Annotated in this window: 20 protein-coding genes; 11 read left to right on the plus strand and 9 right to left on the minus strand. The window is 50.4% G+C overall.

Annotated features, from left to right (window positions below):
• Nucleotides 1-24: 24 nt before the first annotated feature.
• Both AC27N8_RS34755 and AC27N8_RS34760 read right to left on the minus strand, forming a co-directional pair.
• Nucleotides 25-756 (minus strand): GNAT family N-acetyltransferase, encoded by a 732-nt coding sequence (locus tag AC27N8_RS34755; RefSeq protein WP_487074224.1) that lies wholly within the window; start codon nucleotides 754-756, stop codon nucleotides 25-27.
• A 99-nt stretch (nucleotides 757-855) separates the two neighbouring features.
• Complete coding sequence (locus tag AC27N8_RS34760; RefSeq protein ID WP_487074226.1) at nucleotides 856-1,377, minus strand: YceI family protein; 522 nt, start codon at nucleotides 1,375-1,377, stop codon at nucleotides 856-858.
• Nucleotides 1,378-1,786: 409 nt separating this feature from the next.
• Between AC27N8_RS34760 and AC27N8_RS34765 the strand changes: the two genes are divergently transcribed.
• Nucleotides 1,787-1,972 (plus strand): hypothetical protein, encoded by a 186-nt coding sequence (locus AC27N8_RS34765; RefSeq protein ID WP_487074228.1) that lies wholly within the window; start codon nucleotides 1,787-1,789, stop codon nucleotides 1,970-1,972.
• A 95-nt stretch (nucleotides 1,973-2,067) separates the two neighbouring features.
• Here AC27N8_RS34765 and AC27N8_RS34770 read toward each other — a convergent pair whose 3' ends face one another.
• A complete protein-coding gene (locus AC27N8_RS34770; RefSeq protein WP_487074230.1) occupies nucleotides 2,068-3,669 on the minus strand; it encodes a GxGYxYP domain-containing protein in 1,602 nt (533 codons plus the stop codon).
• A gap of 542 nt (nucleotides 3,670-4,211) precedes the next feature.
• Between AC27N8_RS34770 and AC27N8_RS34775 the strand changes: the two genes are divergently transcribed.
• Nucleotides 4,212-5,189 carry a CHAP domain-containing protein gene (locus AC27N8_RS34775; protein WP_487074232.1) on the plus strand — a complete coding sequence of 326 codons (978 nt, stop codon included), beginning with the start codon at nucleotides 4,212-4,214 and terminating at the stop codon, nucleotides 5,187-5,189.
• Nucleotides 5,190-5,258: 69 nt separating this feature from the next.
• On the opposite strand, the gene AC27N8_RS34780 is transcribed toward AC27N8_RS34775, so the two are convergent.
• Nucleotides 5,259-6,155, minus strand: a complete 897-nt coding sequence (locus tag AC27N8_RS34780) for an NAD(P)/FAD-dependent oxidoreductase (RefSeq protein ID WP_487074234.1) — start codon at nucleotides 6,153-6,155, stop codon at nucleotides 5,259-5,261.
• A gap of 94 nt (nucleotides 6,156-6,249) precedes the next feature.
• The gene (locus tag AC27N8_RS34785) at nucleotides 6,250-6,678 is read right to left on the minus strand and encodes an Rrf2 family transcriptional regulator (protein WP_487074816.1); all 429 of its coding nucleotides are present in this window, start codon (nucleotides 6,676-6,678) and stop codon (nucleotides 6,250-6,252) included.
• A gap of 135 nt (nucleotides 6,679-6,813) precedes the next feature.
• Between AC27N8_RS34785 and AC27N8_RS34790 the strand changes: the two genes are divergently transcribed.
• Nucleotides 6,814-7,731, plus strand: coding sequence for a hydroxymethylglutaryl-CoA lyase (locus tag AC27N8_RS34790; protein ID WP_487074236.1), 918 nt, complete (start codon nucleotides 6,814-6,816; stop codon nucleotides 7,729-7,731).
• Between the two features lie 101 nt (nucleotides 7,732-7,832).
• Here AC27N8_RS34790 and AC27N8_RS34795 read toward each other — a convergent pair whose 3' ends face one another.
• A complete protein-coding gene (locus AC27N8_RS34795) occupies nucleotides 7,833-8,264 on the minus strand; it encodes a hypothetical protein (RefSeq protein ID WP_487074238.1) in 432 nt (143 codons plus the stop codon).
• Nucleotides 8,265-8,891: 627 nt separating this feature from the next.
• Between AC27N8_RS34795 and AC27N8_RS34800 the strand changes: the two genes are divergently transcribed.
• Nucleotides 8,892-9,521 carry a TetR/AcrR family transcriptional regulator gene (locus tag AC27N8_RS34800; protein ID WP_487074240.1) on the plus strand — a complete coding sequence of 210 codons (630 nt, stop codon included), beginning with the start codon at nucleotides 8,892-8,894 and terminating at the stop codon, nucleotides 9,519-9,521.
• Nucleotides 9,522-9,657: 136 nt separating this feature from the next.
• Nucleotides 9,658-11,406 carry an MFS transporter gene (locus tag AC27N8_RS34805; protein ID WP_487074242.1) on the plus strand — a complete coding sequence of 583 codons (1,749 nt, stop codon included), beginning with the start codon at nucleotides 9,658-9,660 and terminating at the stop codon, nucleotides 11,404-11,406.
• 198 nt (nucleotides 11,407-11,604) lie between these two features.
• Here the strand turns inward: AC27N8_RS34805 and AC27N8_RS34810 are convergent, their stop codons facing one another.
• Complete coding sequence (locus tag AC27N8_RS34810; protein WP_487074244.1) at nucleotides 11,605-12,195, minus strand: TetR/AcrR family transcriptional regulator; 591 nt, start codon at nucleotides 12,193-12,195, stop codon at nucleotides 11,605-11,607.
• 223 nt (nucleotides 12,196-12,418) lie between these two features.
• Between AC27N8_RS34810 and AC27N8_RS34815 the strand changes: the two genes are divergently transcribed.
• The 6 genes from AC27N8_RS34815 (at nucleotide 12,419) to AC27N8_RS34840 (ending at nucleotide 21,245) form a co-directional block, all read left to right on the plus strand.
• A complete protein-coding gene (locus AC27N8_RS34815) occupies nucleotides 12,419-13,315 on the plus strand; it encodes an SDR family oxidoreductase (RefSeq protein ID WP_487074246.1) in 897 nt (298 codons plus the stop codon).
• 105 nt (nucleotides 13,316-13,420) lie between these two features.
• A complete protein-coding gene (locus AC27N8_RS34820) occupies nucleotides 13,421-13,882 on the plus strand; it encodes a GNAT family N-acetyltransferase (protein ID WP_487074248.1) in 462 nt (153 codons plus the stop codon).
• A 186-nt stretch (nucleotides 13,883-14,068) separates the two neighbouring features.
• The gene (locus AC27N8_RS34825; protein ID WP_487074250.1) at nucleotides 14,069-15,169 is read left to right on the plus strand and encodes a helix-turn-helix domain-containing protein; all 1,101 of its coding nucleotides are present in this window, start codon (nucleotides 14,069-14,071) and stop codon (nucleotides 15,167-15,169) included.
• A 43-nt stretch (nucleotides 15,170-15,212) separates the two neighbouring features.
• Nucleotides 15,213-17,507: an ATP-binding protein gene (locus AC27N8_RS34830; protein ID WP_487074252.1), complete on the plus strand. Its 2,295-nt coding sequence runs from the start codon at nucleotides 15,213-15,215 to the stop codon at nucleotides 17,505-17,507.
• Nucleotides 17,504-17,959 (plus strand): response regulator, encoded by a 456-nt coding sequence (locus tag AC27N8_RS34835; protein ID WP_487074254.1) that lies wholly within the window; start codon nucleotides 17,504-17,506, stop codon nucleotides 17,957-17,959. The genes AC27N8_RS34830 and AC27N8_RS34835 overlap by 4 nt, the downstream gene beginning before the upstream one ends.
• A gap of 10 nt (nucleotides 17,960-17,969) precedes the next feature.
• Complete coding sequence (locus AC27N8_RS34840; protein WP_487074256.1) at nucleotides 17,970-21,245, plus strand: PAS domain S-box protein; 3,276 nt, start codon at nucleotides 17,970-17,972, stop codon at nucleotides 21,243-21,245.
• Here the strand turns inward: AC27N8_RS34840 and AC27N8_RS34845 are convergent.
• A complete protein-coding gene (locus AC27N8_RS34845; protein WP_487074258.1) occupies nucleotides 21,226-21,675 on the minus strand; it encodes an LssY C-terminal domain-containing protein in 450 nt (149 codons plus the stop codon). The genes AC27N8_RS34840 and AC27N8_RS34845 overlap by 20 nt on opposite strands.
• A gap of 145 nt (nucleotides 21,676-21,820) precedes the next feature.
• On the minus strand, nucleotides 21,821-22,783 hold the full coding sequence (locus AC27N8_RS34850) for a D-alanyl-D-alanine carboxypeptidase family protein (RefSeq protein ID WP_487074260.1): 963 nt from the start codon (nucleotides 22,781-22,783) through the stop codon (nucleotides 21,821-21,823).
• Nucleotides 22,784-22,872 lie beyond the last annotated feature (89 nt).

Consider the following 22,872-nt stretch of genomic DNA (forward strand, 5'->3'; position numbering starts at 1 on the left):
GACATTGCACGCGAGCGTGCGACGCTACTTTTGGCGGTACCAGTAGCGGTAGCATGGTTGGAAGCCAATTTTTGTATACATCTGTTTGGCAATGGGATTTGTGTCCAGGACCTGAAGGTAGGCGTGCCGGGCGTGGCGTTGCTGCCCCCAGGCGAGCATGCCGTTGACGAGTTGGGTGCCATAGCCCTGGCGTCTCTGCTCTGGATCTGTGACGACATCAAAAATCCCCATGGCATCGTGCTCCAGTACGCCGAGGGCGCAGGCGATGGGGCTTTCTTCCAGGTAGAGGGCGGCGTAGATCAATGGAGGCGCGATCCGTTCCAGCAGGTTGCGATGCAGGTCCTGGAGCTCACTATAGTGGGTGTTAAATTGACGGTAGATGGAGAACCAGGTTTCCATGGGGAGTGCACGGAAGGCGGGATTGTCCAGGGTTGGGTAGGCGTGCAGTTCGGTATACATGACAAGGGTGTTATCAATTGAGCGGTAGCCCTTCTGTTCCAGGATCTGGTCCAGTTGTGCGCTTTCGGTGGCGAACGAAGGGAGGCGAAAGGTGGTTGGGAGGCGTTTCTCCTGGTAAAAGTGTTCGCAGTAGGAGATCTTTTCCTCGTTGGTTAACGATGATGTATAGAGTGGGGTTACCGAGTTGGCTCGTTTGGTGTATCCCTGGGCAAAGCGGATGATCCAGCCGTCGAAAAGAAGCTGCTGGAGCGCGGGCCAGCTGTTGAGGCTAGCCTCCTCGATCCGTCTCTCAAACATAGATGTTTCCTTCATATTAAATACACAATAATGACAGTATGAATCTAAATCTTATCATATTGAGACGTTTCTTATCGTGGGAGGCTGCTCACAAATAATCTACACCTGTACGGCTTCTATACTTATAGTGATCAATGTTTCAAAACTAACGAGCGCAACTCCTTTCCTATCCTGTTTAAACATCATACCGAACTGCCGACGATCAAAGGTGGTGGTGGCGTATAAGCCGACACGCCAGGCTTCAGTAACGGGATCAGGCCCCTGTCCGGTGTAGATGGCCTGCATCGCGATAGGTCTGGTGATGCCATGGAGTGTGAGTTCTCCTTCGACGATGCAGCGGTTTGGGGCGATGAGTCTGACCTGCGTGCTGGCAAATGTGATGGCCGGATACCGGTTGGCATCAAAGAAATCGGCGGAGCGTAGATGGGCATCGCGCTGGGGCATCCCCGTATCGATGCTGGCGGTCTGGATCTGGGCCTTGACTGAACTGTACTCAGGATGCTGAGGGTCGAGCATCAGGGTCCCGTGGACGTCGTGAAAGCGTCCTTTGACTGTCGAGATGGCGAGATGCTTGACCGAAAATTCAACCAGGCTGTGATAGGGATCGATTTCCCACGCCATAGTAGGCTCTCCTCTCAAAATAAGCAAAACTTGCTTGATGAATGCATTCATTTCTGTACTGACGGTGTACATGAATTCGATGAGAGCATGAGTCTGCATAAACAAGTCTTACAATGCTCTCCTTATTTTATACAAATAAATGACAAGATTGAATAGTATCATGCGAAAATAGCCTATTTGGGGGCAATATGCATATTCTCCTCTGGAGATTGTTTAAAATAAGAGAAGTCTTTGGTGCTGGGAGGATCTTGACTGTTATAATAGGGCGCGAAGGCATGGCATTTGCCCTCTCTGTTGTCCTGTGCACGAGGAGGAGATGGCTTGATGGATCACAGGTACCAGATTGTTATTTCATGCTGGCTATTGCGTTCTGAAATGCGAAGGCTTTTTTCTAGAAAGGATGCTTGACATGGATTCATTTGATCAGCTGGCTCAGGAGATCTTTCGTCAGAAGCAGACGATGGATACGTTGCGCTCTGAAAACGAAGAGCTTCATCGTCAGATCGCTGAGATCAAGGATGGTCGCGGCGTGTTTGTGATGATTGGCGATAAGCGCTATTCTTTACGTTCTCTGCGCGATCAATATAGCCGCTAAGCTGTATTTATAGAAGCTGAGCGGGACCATGTTGTTGATGGTCCCGTTCAGAGTAGTATGTGGCCCGTTGGTCGTGCTTCGGCACTCCATTGTGGTCAATGCGAGAGTTGATAGGCTCGTACTAGCATAAAGAGCTCTTCGGGTCCCACGAAGACGATATTAGGGTTGCTTCTGAAGAGCTGTTGAATGGTGTACAGGGTGGTGGGGTTAATGTCGGCGTTGTTGATGTTTCCCTGGATGGTGATGAAATGTGGCCCACTCTGGGGGGGATAGCTGCCGGCTGCGTTGACGATGGCGGCCTCCAGGTCTTTTTTGCTGTTGGCGTATGCGGCGTTGAGTGAGAGCGATGTGAGGGAATGGGCATAGAGCCGTGATCCTGAGAGGTCAGTGTCCGCCATTTGCTGCGTGGTGATGCCTCGCAGTGGATAGTCCGAGGGACTCTGATACGCTTCTCCTACGGCGATGGGCATGTAGGCCGATGATCCCCAGACAGTGATGATGTCGAAGTTGGCCAGATGCAGGTATTTTTTTGTCTGTGTTGTGTAGATGCTCAGGGCCGGTGCGGGCATCAGGTCGGGATAGGCATATCCCATGCCTGATGGGCCGGAGACTAGCTCATCGGCGGGCGTGGCGGTGCTCTTGTAGTAGTTGAGGATCGCTGGCGCCAGATCGACAAGGGCAGGACTTAAGGTCCAGCCGATGGGCACTTTGCCTCGATTGGGATCCGCCCATTTGGTGGCGATAAGATGCTGGTTGAGCTGGATGTTGTCGCCATCACTTAAGAATAGGGTGATGTAGGTTTTGTCGGCGAGGATGGGCTGCGCTGGTTGGGGATTTCTGGCACTGATGATTGGTTGCGTGACGCCCATCACCGTCAGGTTGCTTGAGAGATCTGAGGCGTAGGTGCCGATGCCGTAACGCGATGCTTCCTGGACTCCAGATCGTTCATTGGCCCACCATCCCATATATGCGCTGCCAGCTCCCATATTTCTGAAGAAGGCGTCCAGGATGGTCTTTTGGGTCTGATCTCGGGGATCAAGCCAGACAACCATGCTTCGGGTCGCAATGGCGTAGTCGCGCAACGTCCCGAAGGTCTTTGTGTTCAAGCCCGCAATTAAGCGGTGCTCACATTGTGGCCAGTAGGTGTTGTAGGCGTATTGATAAACTGCGTTGGCGGACGCGAATCTTTTTTGTCGCAAGTCGGTCAGGATGGGAAGGTTGTATGGGGGCGCCAGGAGTTTTTTTGCTTCCGTGGGCGACGCGACGAGCGCATTTCTGAGTCCCCCAATGGTGGTGGCAAGGTTCATGGTATCGGGCATCAGGGGATCATAGACAATCGAGCCGGCTATCTGGCCGCGATATTTGATGATCATGCTATAAGGATTGAGTACGGGCACTAATGTGAGATGCATTTGTTGCGGCCACAAATTATAATCTTCTCTGACCGCCTCCTTGATATAGATGCGCGGCTGTACGCGATTGATTAATCCCTCCAGCGTCACGAATAAGATTTTTTGATCATTGGTCAGGTATTCGATGCCGATCTGATCAAGTGGTCCCGTGATGCAGCAGAAGTGTGGAAATGCCTGCCCCTGTGGCCATACGATACCGTTGAAGGCGGCAGCATGTACCCTTTTAACGGATGGTGGGAACACATAAAAGAACATCTTACCAATCAGCAGTAAAAAAAGAAGCATAGAAATGATCCTCGTAAATGTATGTAGCATTTGAGGAGAGATATACTGTCTTTCCATTAGATGTCCCCTTTTTGAGAGTATCTGCGGAGAAGCGATACTCGGGTTACTCGGTAGCAGCAACGCTCATTTTTCCTGGCTGATGATAGTATACTGCTTTCTAGCTAAAATACTAGAGATAAGATGTATCTATTGAATAGATAGCGTATTGAGAATATCTTTATATAAGATATATTTAATCGCCGAGACAGCATATTTCGATGCGATATATATGTAAATAGTCTATTGGGGGTGTAAAAAACACCAGGTAATTGTATGCGTATCCTGGCCCTTAGATGCTCGAAGCGATACGAGCGAAACATTTTTCAGCGGTGTTTGTCGTAATTAAACTACAAAAAGTCCTGTTTGTATTAGGGTGATAGTCCTATTGCTCATCATATGATTGCTTAATGGCAGGAAATTGATTACAGTGGGGTAGTAACATGTAAAACTATCTATTTTGTTCTTCGTTCTGTGTTTTTTATTTTGTAGAGAAGGTTGCATAGATGTTTTCTAAGAAAGGACTTCATCCGATATCGAACGCTGATTCGCATGAAAGTATATCTTTATCTTCTACCCAGGAATATCCAGCAAACTCGATGACAACAGGTTCGCTTGCTGACACAAGCGCTCCAGCTGTGTATGAGACGCCAACTTCTGTGATGACTGCTGAGCAGCCGCTGCCCGCAGTGCCTTCCACTCCGCCAGTTCAGGATGCCCAACGCATGCCTGTGTTTGTCCCCTCGACAGGCAAGAAGAGTAGAGGGACGATGCGTCCTCCCAAGCCACGTCGTATGGTGATCAATATTGGAGCGGCAGTAGTCTTACTGGTTGTCGTGGGCACGGCCCTGGCGGCCGTGTTGCCGACGGGCAATGGCAAGGCCAACGGCTTATTCGGTATGTTTCAGCCCCAGTTAATGTCAGTTACGACGCATTCCAATCAGACGGCTCTGATTGCCGCTCAAGCTGCGACTGCGACGGCCGTCATGACCGATGGCTACGATGCCGGCGGCGATGTGACGTATGCAGGCGTCAATCGAGATTATTCGTTAGGCAATGGGCAAAGTACTCTGGATCTGGCTTCCGGTGGTAGTGCCAATACGGCATCAGCGGGTGGTAAGGTCTCGGCTGCCAATCTGGTTATTCGTGCCACGCCAGGACAGTGTACCTATTGGGCCGACTATCGCTACTGGCAGTTGACTGGCTATGAGGTCCCCTGGGCCGGAAATGCCGCTACCTACGCCTATCAAGCTCCTGCGTATGGATGGATTAATACCGCAACCCCGACGCTCCATTCGATCATTGTCTTGCAGCCGGGCGTACAGAATGCCGGCTACGGAACAGGTCATGTTGGTATAGTAGAAAGTATTGGTGCCGATGGATCAATGAATGTCTCAAGTTGGAACATCGTTGGTCCTGGTATTCTCACTTATACCACTACCTATCATGCAGGCCCTGGTGTCAGTTTTGTGTATCATCCTTAATTTGGGCATAGAAATGTATGTGTGTGCAGGTAGAAGGGAAGCGCTCCCTTCTACCGGGCTGGAGGCTTATTAAAATTCGCTTTGGATTAAATCTGTATTAACTCCTGCGGCGGCCATGCTTCCCTGTGCAGCTGATATGATTAGTTGAGAGGGCATCATCACCTCACCGGCCGCGTAGACACCTTTGACGGAGGTTCTTCCGAAAAGATCAGTTATAATCCCATCTGTTGCATTGGTGTCACATCCCAGTTGTGTACCGAAAGCAGATGCCTGGTGCCACTGTGGCACGACAAAGCCACCTTGACGAGCGCTTGCTTCATGCGTCGCAAACACGACCTTTTCCAGCATGCCCATCCTTCCTACAAGAGCCTCAATGCGATCCTCAACAATCTGTATCCCTTTCTTCTGAAGTGCCTCTTTTTGTTCTGGCATCAGGCCGGCACGACCGTTGGTGCATACTAACAGGTCTCGACTCCAGTTCCAGACGGTTTTTGCCATGTGGAAGGCATGTTGTGCTTCTTCTGCGATAACGACTAGAGGCAGATCCTTCAGTTCCCAGCCATCGCAGTAGGGACAGCTGAAGAGGCTTTTCCCGTAATGATCGTGAATGCCGTCAATGGCGGGAAGCGTCTCTTTGAGGCCAGTGGCCAGAATGATGGTTCTGGCTTGAAATAGCGTGCCGTTGTCTGTAGTGAGGTCAAACCAGTTCTCGTGCTTACTCACCACCGTAATCCGGGTGCGCTGGATTTCTACGGAGGGATACTTGCTGATCTCCTGATGAGCGATGTTTCTGAACTCGTTGGGTGTCACTCCGTCGCGTGTCAGAAATCCATGAGTCTCCTGCGTTACCGCATTTCTGGGTCGATTATCGTCAAACATCAAGGTCTTTCTTCGAGCTCGGCCCAGAACAAGAGCTGCATTTAAACCGGCAGGTCCACCACCAATAATTGCACAGTCAAGTATCATGAGATGTCCTCTCTTTCTTAATAACAGACTTTATAGACTCTTAATATCTATAATTAGGGTAAAAAAACGTAGTAGATCGGGTCCCTGGCTGCCTTTACAGTGTCAGGCGGTCCAACATGCTGAGCAAACCCTCATTCTTTTCGACAAGGTCAAGCAGCTTGCTCTCTTTAAGTGTGTCTTCCATCTGTTGTTCTGCATTCATCATCACTTCTTGAATCAAGCACCCTTCACGATGGGGTCCAACACCGCAGTGAAAGAGCGAAGCTGTCCCTTCAATGGCGTGAATGACGTCGAGAAAAGAAAGATCTGCTTTATTTCTCGTCAACCTGTATCCTCCGTGGATGCCGGGACTGGACTCGATCATGCCTGCCTTCACGAGCTTGGTCAAAATCTTGGAGAGATAGGTCGGAGAAAGTTCTTGAAACTCTGCCAGCTGTTGGACGCCGATGGTTTTTCCAAGCGGAAGTGCCACAAAATACATCATAGTGTGGAGTGCATAGTTGGTTGCTTGTGAATATTTCATCATGCTGGCCTTTCTATTATAGACTCAATGTGTCTATAATAGGGTGTGTGTAGGATAATGTCAAGTGGCTCTGTGGAAGTAGTATACTGGGGGATGAGATTTTGATCGTTTTTTGCCAGAAGATGAGGTAATGCTATGGTGCCAGATGTAAGTCGTATCCCGCGTTTTGTGCGCATCGTCGAGGTTGGTCCGCGCGATGGGTTGCAGAATGAGCATGTCCAGGTGCCGAGCACACAGAAGATCGAGTTTCTACGCCTGCTTTCTGAGGCTGGATTGCCGGTGATTGAGGCGACATCCTTTGTGAGTCCACGGGCGATTCCTCAGTTGAGTGATGCCGAGGTTGTGATGGCTGGAATGACATGCTTCCCTGCTATCGCGTATCCGGTGCTGGTTCCCAATCTCAAGGGGATGGAGCGAGCCCTGAAGGCTGGTGTGCGCTCGATCGCCGTCTTTACGGCGGCCAGTGAGAGCTTCACACGCCATAATATCAATGCGACGATCGCTGAGAGTCTGGACAATTTTCGTCCTGTGCTGGCTCTGGCGCGGCAGGAAGCTATTCCGGTGCGGGGATACATCTCGACGGTCTTTGGATGTCCGTACGAGGGCCAGGTTGATCCTCATCGCGTGCTCAAAGTGGCTCAGGATCTGCTGGCGCTGGGCGTTGATGAGTTATCCCTGGGCGATACGATCGGTGTGGCGACCCCCAATCAGGTCGTGGATGTGCTGAGTCTTGTGCTTGAGGATGGCTCTATCTCGCTCGATCAGCTGGCTGTCCACTTTCATGATACACGCGGGACCGCGCTCGCCAATGTGCTGATGGCGTTGCAACTGGGTATTCACTGTATTGACTCCTCTGCCGGCGGCCTGGGTGGATGTCCCTATGCGCCCGGCGCGGCAGGCAACCTGGCGACCGAGGATCTGCTCTATATGCTGCACGGGATGGGGATCTCGACCGGCGTCGATCTGGAGAAGGTAGTGGCGGCGACACGCTTTATCTCAACCTATCTGGATCATGCCCCTGCCAGCAAATATTATCAGGCCGCTCAGAAGTAGGATGGCTGCTAAAGAAAGAGCAATCAAGTCAGATCTGACCTGATTGCTCTTTCTTGCGAGCCGTTGTCAATGATTTACATCATTGCTTCAAGCGTGTTTTCTTAGAAGCAAGGGCCACCGAGGCCGAAGCCACCGAGGCCGCCGCCAATGATGTTACCGCCGAGGCCGCCTCCAAGGATGCTACCACCGAGGTAACTTCCACCAATGCCTACTCCAACGCCAACGGGGACGGGGACAACAACCGGATAGCTATTGAAACCGAGGCCAAAGCCACCAAGACCGAAGCCGCCGAAGCCGCCGAAGCCGCCGAAGCCGCCCCAGTGACCGCCCCAGCCGTGGCCACCCCAGCCACCACCCCAGCCGTGACCACCCCAACCACCGCCCCAACCACCACCGAAGTTCTTTGCAGTGGTGCTGTGTACGGCGTTCGGTGTGGATACATGGGCGGTCGCTGCATGAGCACTGGATGCTCCAAAGAAAAATGCACCAGCAAGGGCGCAAATACCAAGAGCGGTAATAATTTTCTTATGCATTATTATCTCCTTTTCATAGAGAGGCAATAGAATCTCTCTTATGAAGATTAGACGTCAATATGTATAAATGTCAGACGTCTGTTACAAAGAATAGATGAGATGTGTACGCGTATAAGTGACAAAAGGTAGATAGGACCAGGATGTGTATAATAGGGTTCACCTTTTGTGATTGAGACGTATTTTATGCCTAAACATGTACGAGTACGTATCTCTCAGTACATTATAAAGATAAATCGCTTAAAGCGAAACTACAAATTTAAATGTATTTGTTGCGCTCATGCCCTCCTAACGTAGCGTCGTGCCCTCGGGCACGATGTCCCTGTGACTCGTATGAGACAGCAGGATCTCGGCGCGCGACGCTGGCTTGCCTGATCGTACGTCGAGTGGGACATCGTGCCCGAGGGCACGACGCTACGTCTTCGCTTCGCTCGACACGGGGCATATCATGCAATATTGTCATCTATGAAATGTATTCAATGGCAAAAATATGGGTGCCCTCCAATAAAAAGTGGAGGCTTGACAGGGATCAGGAACATGCCTTATACTATGACCAGGCAGTCATAAAATAATCATGATTTGCTACGTAAGTGCGGTTCGGAATCTATAAAGGAAAAGTTACACTGAATTATGATTGAAGAAGGAGCTCCGCGCTCGCTCAAAGAGAGGCAGCGTCTGGAGCGTCAGGAACTGATCTTGCAGGCTGCCGAGCAGGTGTTTGCTGAGAAGGGCTATCGCGATACTTCTATGGATGAGATTGCGGCCCGCGTGGGGATTGGAACCGCGACGATTTATCTGCACTATCGTAGCAAGGAAGAGCTTATGATCGCTGCGGTGATTGAGCGAGATCTGCAAAAAGTGATCGAGCGTATGCACGAGATCAATCAGGCGCAAAATCGTGCGCTTGAGAAGCTTATATCCATCTTTCGCTATCTGGCGGACAGCGATTTTTTTCGTCGGCGTGTCCACCTCTTCTACTCGATAGGGAATAGTCCTGAGTTGCTTGAAGTGCTCGATATTCATCAAGAGAGCATGCGCAGAGGGGCTCAGGCGTTGTTTAACGAACTGGAAGTGGTTCTCGAGCAGGGGAAGGGCGAGGGAGATATCGATCCGGAGCAGAGCAATAGCACCATCAGCCGGGCTCTCCTGGGTCTGGTGCGCTCGTATAGTACGACGGATAGTCTGTCTTTTGCCCAGGAGACGTCGGTAGAGGCTATCTTACAAATTTTCCTCCACGGAATTATCAGGCACACGAAATAATCAGCCTGCCAGGCCTTTTCGCCTCCCGATGAAGGCGGCGGAGCATGAAGGCGGACGCATGGTATTCTGTACAAAAAAAGACTCGTTACAACGCAGAAACGGTCGCGTGATTTAGAATCTATTGGAGTTATTACGCATGTCACAATCTACAAGCGTTGTAGAGGTGGGGCCACGCTACAAATGGATCGCGTTATCAAACACGACCCTGGGTGTCTTGATGGCCACCATCAATTCAAACATCGTCCTTATCGCGCTACCCGCTATTTTTAAGGGTATCGGTATCAATCCGCTCAGCAGTGGGCAGACGAACTATCTGCTGTGGATGCTGCTCGGCTATATGGTCGTGATGGCAACTTTGCTCGTCACCTTCGGACGTATCTCCGACATGTTCGGACGCGTCAAAATGTATAATCTGGGCTTTGCCATCTTCACGATCGGAAGTATCCTGTTGTTCCTGACGCCAGGCTCTGGCGATACTGCGGCCTCTCTGATGATCGCTTTCCGCGTCATTCAGGCGATTGGTGGAAGCTTCCTTTTCGCGAATAGCTCCGCTATTATTACCGATGCCTTTCCGCGCGAGCAGCGTGGTATGGCGATGGGTATCAATCAGATGGCAGCGATCGTTGGATCGATTCTCGGCTTGATTCTGGGTGGTGTTTTGGCGGCGATCAACTGGAGAGGCGTCTTTCTGGTCAGCATCCCCTTTGGCATCTTCGGCACCATCTGGGCGTATATGAAGTTGCGCGACCTTTCCGCTCCTAATCCCAATCAGCGCATTGACTGGTGGGGCAATATCACTTTCTTCGTGGGATTGGTCTCCTTGCTGCTTGGTCTGACCTATGGGATCGAGCCATATGGGAGCGCCGCTACCGGCTGGGGGAATCCTTTCGTGATTGGTGCCATCGTCTTTGGCATCATTGCTCTCGTCGTCTTTGTCTTCATCGAGATGCGTGTCAAAGATCCGATGCTTAATCTATCGTTGTTCAAGATCCGAGCCTTTTCGATTGGCAATTTGAGCAACTTCCTCTCGGGACTCTCAAGAGGTGGTTTGCAGTTCATGTTGATCATCTGGCTCCAGGGAATCTGGTTGCCTCTACACGGCTATAGCTTTGCCGACACTCCATTGTGGGCCGGCATCTATATGTTGCCGATGATGATTGGGATGATTATCGTTGGACCAATCAGCGGCTTTCTCTCCGATCGAATGGGTGCCAAATGGCTGTCTACCAGCGGACTGGTGCTCCAGGCGGTTACCTTTATCCTGCTGACGTTCTTGCCGGCCAACTTTAACTATCTTGGTTTTGCGGTTCTGCTTGCATTGATGGGTATCGCTCAAGGACTCTTCTCGGTGCCAAACTCGACGGCACTGATGAACAGTGTCCCTGCGAATCAGCGTGGCGCCGCTGCCGGCACGAACTCGACGGCCACCAATGCGGCCTCTGTCATGAGTATGGGTGTCTTCTTTAGTATCGTGACGCTTGGACTGGCCGCTACCTTGCCGACGACCCTCACGAGTGGATTGACGAAGGCTGGATTAGCTGCTCCTATCGCATCTGCGATTGGACACTTGCCTCCAATCGCTGCCCTGTTTGGCGCGTTCCTAGGATATAATCCCATGCAGACCCTGGTACCGGCCTCCGCGCTGGCTCAACTGTCGGCGGCCAGCCGCGCCAATGTTTTGGGACAGAGCTTTTTCCCGAACCTGATCTCTTCACCATTTATGGATGGTTTGCATCTGGCGTTCTATATCTCCGCGGTCCTGTGTGTGATTAGCGCCGTTGCCTCGCTGTTCCGTGGCAAAACCGAGCCGAAGCCGGGTGAGGCACCAGCGCTCGAAATCGCTATCGAGACCCTCGATGGTGACGAAGTTTCTCTGGTAGACTAAATTCATTAAATCCCATGTAGCGTTGTGCCCTCGGGCACAATGTCCCACTCGACGTATGATCAGGCCTGGCAGCGTGGCTCGCCGAGATCAAACTGTCTCGTACGAGAAACTGGGACATTGTGCCCGAGGGCACAACGCTACGTAGGGCGACATGATTTTCTTTCATTGGGTTGCCGGTTCTGTTTTTGATATCTGCTTCTATGAGAAGGATATATTGGTGCTATCCTGGGTCATTAATTGGAAATAGATCGTGCCCATGCGTTCAGCCGATGGCACTGTGGCATGATCGAGCCACCAGGAAAGGATGCCGAATAATGATCCCGCAGCATGAGCCGTCAGGATCTCTCCTTGCTCCAGCGATGCTTTTCCCTCGATAGGCTTCTCCATCTGCATGAAGCGTTGATACAGTTCCATGAAATAGATGCGCATGGCATTTCCCAGACTGGTCGTTGGACCGGCTTCCTTGAGCATTGCCTGATAGAGCTGCTGTCGGCGTGCCACATGCTGGAAAATTCGCACGCTTAATGTATGGAAGGTACAGCACTCTTCCTCATCTGGTTCTACCTCGCATTGCAAGTCGCGTAGAAGCGCCTTGATACTTTCCAGTAAAAGTTCTTCTTTCTCATGATAGTGGAGATAAAAAGTAGTGCGGCCAAGATTGGCCTGCTCGGTAATATCCTGGATCGTGATGCTTTCGTAGCCACGCTCGATAATCAACTGAAAAAGCGCTTCCTGAAGCAGCTGGCGCGTGCGTTGGATACGACGATCCAGTGGTCGATCTTCGATCATGTGTTCTCCTCTTCCATATCTTTTGCAGCTGTTTGTCTATTAATGAACAAAATATCTGTTTGTGTTCGGAAATTTATGTATGAGCGATTTTTCTTGCTTCCTGCCTTGTGCCTATGTTACTATCAAGCCATTAAACATAGTGAACAGAGCGTTCAGTATTAGGTACTCTGTCGATCAGTATAACATATTTGCTCGCCCGGGCAAAGAAAGATGAGCGTAAAAAATGAGTATAAGTTGGAATATGCAGGAGAAGACTGTGTTAGTGACCGGGGGAACGAAAGGGATTGGCTATGCTACGGCGCGTGGATTGGCTACACTTGGTGCTACTGTGATTATCTCTGGCCGAGATGTGGCACGTGGTACCACTGCTGTCTCTACCATACAACAGCAGACCGGCAATCCAAAGATTTCATTTGTGCAGGCGGATCTTTCGTCGATGGCCGAAATCAGGCGGCTGGTAGAGTATATGATTGCTCACTACCCGCGCCTGGATGTGTTGGTAAATAATGTCGGTGGCATATGTGAGCCCCGTCGATTGACCGTTGATGGTTTTGAAGCGACCTTTGCGACAAATCATCTTTCACCTTTCTTGCTTACAAATTTGCTGCTTCCCTTGCTGGAGGCCAGTGCACCGGCACGCATCGTGAATGTTAACTCGCTCCAACATCGCTCGGGTCACATCGACTTTGAGGACCTGCAATCCGAGAAGCATTATCAAAGTATGGATGCCTATCGGAAGGCCAAGCTGGCGAATCTACTCTCTATCTACGAACTGGCCCGCCGCCTGCGTGGTACAAATGTCACGATCAATGCCGCTGATCCCCTTGGTACTGTCGAGGGGGCCAAAGCGACGGCCTCATCATTGACTCTCGGTGCGCGACTGATTATGCCTATCTTTGTGCTCTTCCCACAACTTTTTTCGGTCGATCGAGCCGCACAGAGCTCAATTTATCTGGCCTCCTCGCCGGACGTCGCAGGACTCACTGGCAAATACGTGAACTTCCGCAAGAAGATTATACGCTCATCGCCAGCTTCCTACGATGAGGCTACTGGCAAAAAGCTCTGGGATGTGAGTGCTCGCTTGACCAGTATCGATGCGAAGAGTCCGGTATCCAGGTAGATTCCTGCTGGCAAGGTGGACAGCGTATCTGTGAACGGATACAATCAAAGTTGCCGTTGTGTTTGTTTGCCCGGCTACACGCCAGAAAATGCGAGGATCTCTGTTATGTTCACCCTGCGCCGTTATACTCCTGCCGATACGGAGGCTGTCGAGCATCTGCATGTCTACGCCATTAAGCAGACAGGAGCCTATCTGGGTCGTGGTCCCTGGGACGATGATGTGTATGCGATCGAAGCGTCGTATCTCAACAATCAGGGAGAATTTTTGATTGGCGAATGCGATGGCGTCTTTGTGGCTATGGGAGCCTTGCATCGCTCCAGCGAGGAGCGGGCTGAAATCAAGCGTATGCGTGTCCATCCGGATTATCAGGGGCGTGGCTTCGGGCAGATCATGCTTGATGAGCTCGAAGCTCGCGCCCGCGTCCTGGGCTATACCACGCTGCACCTGGATACCTCCATCTTGCAAATCCCGGCTCAAAAGCTCTACGAGAAAAATGGCTTTCGCGAAGTGGGCCGGGATAGGTATCAGGATCTTGAAGTAATTTTGTACGAGAAGCAGTTGAAGTAATCGGTCTCTCTACTCATTATTGACATTTCCACTACTTTGCTTGTGGGTTACTTGTTCAGATGATATACTCTGAACGTGTGTGAACATACGTGAACGTACGTGAACACACGCCAGCCATATCAATTCGAAATTGAATATCGAGCATGCTGGCGTTCTTCTCAGAAGTATAGGAGTGGCAAGCAAAGTATGGATGGTTATGTAACCACTGATGAAGTTGCTCGCCGTCTTAATGTGAAGGTTGAAACTGTACGACGTTGGGTACGGCTGGGAAAACTCCCAGGCCTGTCGCTGGGACGGGCCGGTTATCGCATTGCTGAGGAAGATTTTGTTGCCTTTGCACGTCATCATGCGTCACAACCTCAAGAGCCAGCTGTTATCGCTCCATCATTCATCGTTCCTCCATTTCTTCCTGTACTGGAGACCATTACCGATAGCTTCGTTGTGCTTGATCGACAATGGCGCTATCGTTATCTCAATGATGCGGCTTGCAGTATTCTGGATCGTACACGTACTGAACTATTTGATAAAGTCATCTGGCACGCCTATCCTATGCTGGTTGAAAGCCCACTAGGCCGCGCCTTGCGTGAAGCGGTCGCTTCAGGTCACGCGATGCCATGTGAATACATGTCATTACTCACAGGGCGCTGGCAGCATGCACAGATCTATCCATCAGCCACCTGGGTCTCGATCTATTCTGTTGACATCACAGAAAGGAAAGATAAGGAACAGAGCTTTCGCGTTACCTTTGAACAGGCTGCGGTGGGTATTGCGCATATTGCCCTTGATGGACGCTGGTTGGTTGTGAATCAAAAGCTCTGTGATATGGTGGGATATTCCCGTGAGGAATTGCTTGCCGGAACCTTCCAGGATATTACCTATCCAGATGATCTGGAGACCGATCTTATCTCACGGGACCAATTGCTCTCCGACGAGCGGCAGACGTACACGCTGGAAAAGCGCTATGTATGCCGTGACGGGTCGTTGCTCTGGATCAATTTGATGGTCTCGCTGGTCCGTGATATCGCTGGCACGCCTCTCTATTTTATTACCGTGGTTGAGGACATCAACGTGCGTAAACGCCTTGAATTGCTGCGCGATAAGTTTCTCTCTATTGTTAGCAGCACACTGGAGACTAGCTACAAGGATGTTCCATCCAGGCTCGAGGGAGATCAGGCAAGGCATGACGATGAGTCATCTCTCGCTCATCTTATGCGATTGGAAGCACGACTAATCCAACAGACTCAGATCATTGAGGATCTGCTGGATCTTAAACAAGGGAATGTGTGATGAAGCTCAGGCACAATATTCATCAACAAAGGAAAATATGGATATGCAAGAGGGACAAAGAGCTTCAGAGGTTGATCTTACCCAATGTGATACAGAGCCGATCCATATTCCTGGGAGTATTCAACCGCATGGAGTGTTGATAGTATTACAAGAACCGGATTTTAAGATTATTCAGGTGAGCACGACAACGCAGAACGTGCTTGGTATCGCTCCTGACGCGCTACTCCATACATCCCTGGATAGTTTGCTTGATGTGGATCAGATGGTGTCTTTCAATGACGCTCTGACACGGGCTTTGCTAGATGACAATCCTTTGTACCTGTTTACAATGCAGATAAAAGGGCAGGAACGGTTCTTTGATGGTATTGCGCATCGGCATGATGGCTTGCTCATCCTTGAACTGGAGGTGGCACCAACGATGTTAGTACCCTCCACACAGCAACAATTTTCACCCGAGGCCTATCATGTCATTCAAGCAGCCTTTACGCAGCTACATCACGCGACAACAGTCAGCAGCTATAGCCAGATGATCACAGAGCAGGTACGTAGCCTGACCGGTTTTGATCGGGTGATGATGTATCGCTTTGAAGAGGATGGGCATGGTGTGGTGATTGCCGAGGATAAACGTGATGATCTGGAACCCTACTTGCATCTGCATTATCCCGCATCAGACATTCCTCGTCAGGCTCGTCATCTTTACACCCTCAACTGGTTACGCCTGATCGCAGATGCAGACTATCAAGCGGCCCCTCTGCTTCCTTCTGTGAATCCTCTCACGGGAAAGACGCTCGATATGAGCTATGCAGTCTTGCGAAGTGTTTCGCCGATCCATCTTATCTACCTCAAAAACATGGGAGTACAGGCTTCAATGTCGATCTCGATTGTACGGAACAATCAATTGTGGGGACTGATTGCCTGTCATCACACCACGCCTCACTTTGTCCCGTATGGTATTCGCAGTGCCTGTGAAATTCTCGGGCGCACCATGTCGCTCCAACTACCAGCCGTTGAAGCGCAAGAAGATGCTACTGCCATCGCACAGATGCAACGTGTCGAGAGCAGGTTGATTGAACTTCTCTCGGGCGAAGAAGAGTTAAGTAGCAGTCTGATTACCCATACCCCTACCGTCCTTGATCTTGTGCCGGCGACAGGCGTTGCCATCTGTTTTGACGAAGAAACGTATACGCTGGGACAAACACCGCCAATAAACGTCGTCCAATATATCCTTGACTGGCTTCTGAAGCAGCCTGAAAGTGATGTGTTCGTGACCAGTTCGCTCTCTGGAATCTATCCTGAAGCGCTACCCTGGCGGCACAATGCCAGTGGAGTCGTTGCGCTCATCCTCACCAAAATTCCCCGGCAAGCCATTCTCTGGTTTCGTCCCGAGGTGATTCAGAGCATCGAGTGGGCAGGAAATCCAGCCAAAGCAGTTGAGGTAATCAATCAGCAGGAACGACTCTCACCGCGCCACTCGTTTGAGGCCTGGAAACAGACCGTGGAAGGAATGTCTCTTCCCTGGAAACAGAGTGAATTGGAGGTGATTCGAGCGTTCCGGCACACTCTGCTACAGGTAGTGATCCACAAAACGCAGGAACTGGCACGCATTAATGCGGAGCTTGAGCAGAGCAATGCTCAATTGGATATTTTTACCGATATCGCCTCGCATGATTTAAAAGAGCCGCTGCGTGGTATTCATAACTATGCTCATTTCTTGATTGAGGACTATGGAGGAGGAGAGGCTTTAGATCAGGAGGGAGTAGCAAAGCTCCAGACCATCATGCGTCTGACTCAACGTATGGATGATCTGATTAACTCCTTGCTCCATTACTCACGTCTGGGACGTGCCGATCTGATACTTGAGAAGACTGATCTTAACGAAGTGATCCAACAAACTCTGGGGATGTTACAAATACGTCTTCGGGAAAGTGGTATTCAGGTGCGCATCCCACATCTGCTACCAGGCATCTTTTGCGATCAAGTCTCCTGTGGGGAGGTATTCTATAATCTTTTGAACAATGCCATGAAATACACAGATAAAGTAGATAAATGGGTAGAGATAGGTGTCCTCCCAGTCGAGAAACCTGAGCTATCCCCTGTGATTCTCTATGTACGCGATAATGGCATCGGTATTGTGCCTGAGCATCATGAGACGATTTTTCGGATGTTCAAACGCTTGCATGGGCGTAGTGAATATGGTGGTGGCACCGGGATTGGTCTTGCCATCGTGAAAAGAATTGTGGAGCGCCATGGAGGCAAAATCTGGTTGGAATCGAATGTAGGGGAGGGAACAACCTTCTATTTTACTTTGGGTTCGGTGGCAGGAGAAGTAGCAGTATGAGCCAGCAACGTTCCCCACACACAATTCTTGTGGTGGAGGATAATGAGGAAGATTTTTTTACATTAACGCGTCTTTTCAAGAAATTAGCAGTTTCCTATCCTCTCTTTCATTGCACAAAAGGTGAGGAGACGCTAGATTTTCTTTATCAGCGCAATGCCTTTGCGGCACCTGGAACAAGTGCACGCCCATCACTGATCTTACTCGATCTTCATCTTTTTGGCCTGGATGGTCATGCCGTTCTTTCGCAGATTAAGAAAGATCCGCAGTTAAAGAACATCCCAGTTGTGATCATTACAACCTCCTCCAGTGACAGGGAGATCGCTTTTTGTTATCAGGAAGGTGCGAGTGGATACATTATCAAACCAGTTAACCTGGACTACTATACATCGGCACTGCAGAATCTGCTTCATTACTGGTTTGAAACGGTGCAGCTGCCGGATGCGGGAAAGTGAAGGTTAAAAAGTGAAGGAGCATACACAAATAGCCACGCGCACGGTATTACTGATCGAGGATAATCCCGAGGATTGTGCGACCATTCGTCGCTATCTGGCACGTGCTGCAGAGCAAAGCTATGTTGCTGTGGAGGTAAGCCGTGGCAGCGATGGATTGCGTGTCTGTCAGGAGACGCCTCCTGATATCATCCTGCTTGATTATTATCTTCCTGATATGAATGGGCGTACTTTTTTGGAAATGCTCCAACAGCATCCGAGCAGTGCATTACTCCCGGTGGTAATTCTCACGGGAAGAGGAAGCGATGAACTTGCCATTGAGGCGGTGAGAAGAGGAGCTGTAGAATATATCACTAAAGAAGGACTCACTCCTGAGTCGCTGCGTCTGGCCTTGCATGCCGCCATTGAAAAAGGGATCTTACGCCGTCAAGTAGAAGTCCAGCGCATAGAACTTGAAGAAACGAATCGTCAGTTATTTTCGCAACAGGCACAACTTCATCTCGCTCTCAATGCTGCCCGTATGCATACCTGGGAATTCGATCTCCAGACGCAGAATGCGAGTGCCGAGAGATATCTGGATGCTCTGCTTGCCGAGGTTGTACCCGATGTACCAGAGCAGAGCACGGGAAGGCCATCGTATCTTCATTCCGATGACCGCTCACGTATTACACATATTTTTCAAAGAGTCATTGAGGGAAATATGGCCTATGACCTGACCTATCGCCTTGTGCGGTCTGATGAAACGGTACGCTGGATCAATACACGAGGCAATCTTATTCGTCATCAAGATGGAACGCCGGTGCGGCTCATTGGTGTCTCAATGGATATCACCGTGCAAAAGCAGCTAGAGGAAGTTATCTATCAGCAACAGCAGGCTTTTCAGATGATTGCAGAGAATTCTCCCGATATTATTGCCCGTTTTGATCGCGAGCTCCGTCATTGTTATGTCAATCCAGCAGCAACCAGAGCTTCAGGTGTAGCGGCCGCTGCCTATCTTGGCAAAACCAATCGAGAGCTGGGGATGCCCCATACACAGGTAGATGCCTGGGATGCCGCCTTACAAAAGGTCTTTGCAACTGGCGAAGAGGGGATAATTGAATTTAGCTATTCATCTCCGGATGGCTTGCGGTGGTATCAATCGAAACTAGCCCCTGAGAGAGATCAATCGGGAGAAGTGATATCTGTGCTATCTGTGGCACGCGATGTGACGGCGTTGCGGCAGGCACATGAGAATCTGAGTCGCAGTGAGGCCCGCGCCCGGCGCTTAATGGATTCCAATATGATTGGTATCATTGTTACTGAGGGAACATTGATCATTGAGGCCAATGATGCTTTTCTGACGCTGATAGGTGCTCGTCGTGATGATCTGGAGCAAGCTCGCCTCGACTGGGAAAAAATGACGCCACGGGAATATGCTCCTCTGGATGAGAAGGCAATACAAGAATTACAGGCTCAAGGTATCTGCGAGCCCTTTGAGAAGGAATATTTACGCCAGGATGGTGGGCGTGTGCCTATTCTGATCGGAGCCGCCGTCATGCAGCAGGAGCCGTTGCAGTGGATTTGTTTCATTCTGGATCTCTCCGCACGCAAGCAGATCGAGCAGGAGCGCATACGCGCTCTGGCTGCTTTTCAAACTCTGGCGGATCACGTGCCCGATGTCATTGCACGCCATGATGCGAAGACCTTTCATTATTTATATGTTAATCCAGCGATCGAACAGGCGACAGGTCTTGCCGTAGAGGCTTTTATCGAACATAGCTATTGGGAACTAGGTATGGATGAAGAGCTTTGTGACTTGTTCGATCAGACGCTCACGCACGTTGTGTCAACGAGCCAACCCACCCACCTCACTTATCAGGATCATGGCAGGCATTATCAATCGTTGCTGGTACCTGAAGAGAATATGACCCATGACTTGACCTCAATTCTTGTGATTACACATGATATTACTGATATACATAGAGGACATCAAAAGACAAAAGATGCTCTCAATGCCCTGATCTCGATGGCCCAGGCGCTCGTCTTGTCTGAAGCATATATGAGTGAGGTAGAGTACGCGCCAGGAACTCTCACGGGGACAGCTCAGATGCTGCTTGACTCTATATGCTATACCTTTGGATGCAGCGGGGCTAGTATGATGATACTGGCTCCGGACGCAGAAATAATTGAAACGCTGATAGCGAGCGGTCTTGATCAGGATATCCGATCAGATCTCTTTGAACGTGTGTATAAGCAATCGTTGACGCAGCGCTTCGAAGATACTGTTGTGATCACACGCTTACAGGCAGGAGAAGTTGTACTTATAGATGTCAGCTCATCGGCTTACAATGAGCGACGACCCCGTCCTGATTTTTTAACGACCTGTGCTGTGCCTATGCTCCTAGGCAGTACACTGATTGGTGTCATTGTCCTCTATATAGATGAGTATGCACGCAACTTTTCAGAAGAGGAAGAAGCCTTAGCTCTGGCGATGGGGAATCTGGCTGCTCTGCTCATCGAACGTACACGACTTTTCACTGCGAGCGAGGAGGCACATGCACGCGAGCATATCGCTGAGGTGGCCAAGAGCCAGATGGATGCTTTTCTGGGCATTGTGAGCCATGAACTCAAAACTCCTCTGACAGCCATCAAGGGTAATCTGCAAATCGCGCAGAAACAATTAGAACGATTGCAAAATCAGATTCCTCCTGATGATGATACTTCTAAGGATCAGATAACGGCTACTCTGGCTAGAGTGACACGTGCGACGCAACAGATCGGAGTTCAGAATCGTTTGGTGAATGATCTGATTGACCTTTCACGCATTCAGACCGATCAGTTGGAGTTACGTATGCGCTCATGTGATATCATCCAGGTTGTGCATGAAGCTATTGAAGATCAACTTCTGCTTGCTCCTACAAGGCAGATCGATATGCATGCTTCGATCCCATCGCTCCAGATTTTTGCCGATGCTGAGCGGGTGGGACAGGTGATTACAAACTATCTTACCAATTCGCTTAAATATTCGGAGGCGGCTTTTCCTGTTGAGGTGCGCATCGAGATTGAGGAGCCAATGGTGCGTGTGTCCGTACGTGATATGGGACCAGGTATCTCCCAGGAGCAGCAGCAGCACATCTGGACGCGCTTTCACCGTGTCCCTGGTACTCTTGTGAAGAGTGGCTCTGGCGTTGGATTAGGACTGGGTCTGCATATCTGTAAACGCCTTATCGAGCGTCAGGATGGTCAGGTTGGCGTCGAGAGCATGCCAGGGCAGGGCTCGACCTTTTGGTTTACCCTGCCTCTTGTGTAGATGTATGGTGACTCCTGTTATTTGATATTCTGTGTTGCTCACGAGCGGCGCGATCGCGTCCGGCTTGCGGCAGTCGGCGACGCAGTCGATGGTCGACGCGTCTGGCAACACTGGCCAGTTGTGGATTGCGTATCTGCGTCGCCAGCGGTGTCGTGAGTACATTCGCCAGCGTCAATACTGCGACCTGTCCGTCGGTTGTGTAAGGATCGCCTTCGCCGTTGAGTCCGCTGGTTGGTTTGCCAAAACCTGGACGCGTGGTTTCCTGGATGACATAGCCGGTCAGGGCCAGCTGGGAGACGATCAGAGCACGTTCGTCGTCCACGTCGGGCGAGATATGGTGCGTGGGCAGATGGTTGGTTTTGGCGAGCTCGATCTTCGTATCTTTGGTGGCGCTCCCGATCCAGATGGCTCGTCGGCCACTGCGGCGCATGTGCTGGCCTCTGCTTGCCTGTCAGATTTTTTTGAGATTGCCATACGTAACTCCTCCAAACTGAGAATGCATTATTTCCTGGATGAAGCGTATATGTGCAGGAATCGTAGCATGAAAATCTTGCATTGTCTACTTTCTAAACAGTTTACATTGTTGCAAATCCTTTGTTGAGGATATTGCTGGCATCGATCATGATTTGGTCGTAAGATCTGACCTGCATCTCGGCACCGATGAGGAGATGGCCGTTATTATAGGCGGAAAAGGCCATGCACCAGTCGGTAGCAGACTCGTTGGAGCCTGTTTTGATGCCGTTGGCTCCTGGATAGCTTTGTAGAAAGCCGCTGATGGTGTTCGGCCAGGGATATTTGTGATGGTTGATGGTAGGGGGGACAGTGAAATCTGGGGTGGAGACGATCTGCGCGAAGAGTGAATAGCTTAGCGCTTTGGCCGAGAGCTTGACCAGATCGGCTGCGCTCGAGTAGTGATTGGGGTCGGCCGCTCCATAGGGATTCATATAGTGTGTATCCGTGAGACCGATCTGAGCGGCCTGGGAGTTCATCGCCGCCACAAAGTCTGCCGTGTCGCCAGAGACAGCATGTGCCAGCACGACGGCTGCATCGCTGCCCGAGGGGAGGAGTAAGCCGTAGAGGAGATCCTGTACCGTCAATTTATCGTTTGCCTTGAGTTGAGCAACACTCATATTCGCGGGAAGCTCATCGAGCTCATCCTGCGTAACGGTCAAAATAGTATTCGGTGCCAGATTTTCTACCGCCAGGAGTCCTGTCATGATCTTGGTTGTACTCCACATTGAGACGCGCAGATGGCTGTTCTCATCGAGCAAAACCTTCCCCGTTGTCGCATCCCAGAGATAGGCCGAGGAGCCAGTTACCAGAGGTACAGGCGTGGGAGTTGGGATCGGCGTGGGAGTTGGCTCAGGTGTTGGGCTTGGCTCAGGCGTGGGCGTTGGGGTCGCTGTTGGCACTGGTGTAGGTGGCGGAACGAGTGAAATTTGTCCGGTGGATAAGAAAGAGGAAAAAAAACTACTCAATACCACGAAAAGTATAATCATGAGCACAAAAATAATCAGTAAAACAACCCGTTGCTTCATACAATCCCTGCATTTCTATATGTAATTATAATCACAGCCTTCAAAAAAAGCTCATACTTATTATGACGTTGCTCTGACCGTTTTCTGAC

This window comes from Dictyobacter sp. Z7_2 (genome assembly GCF_057551105.1).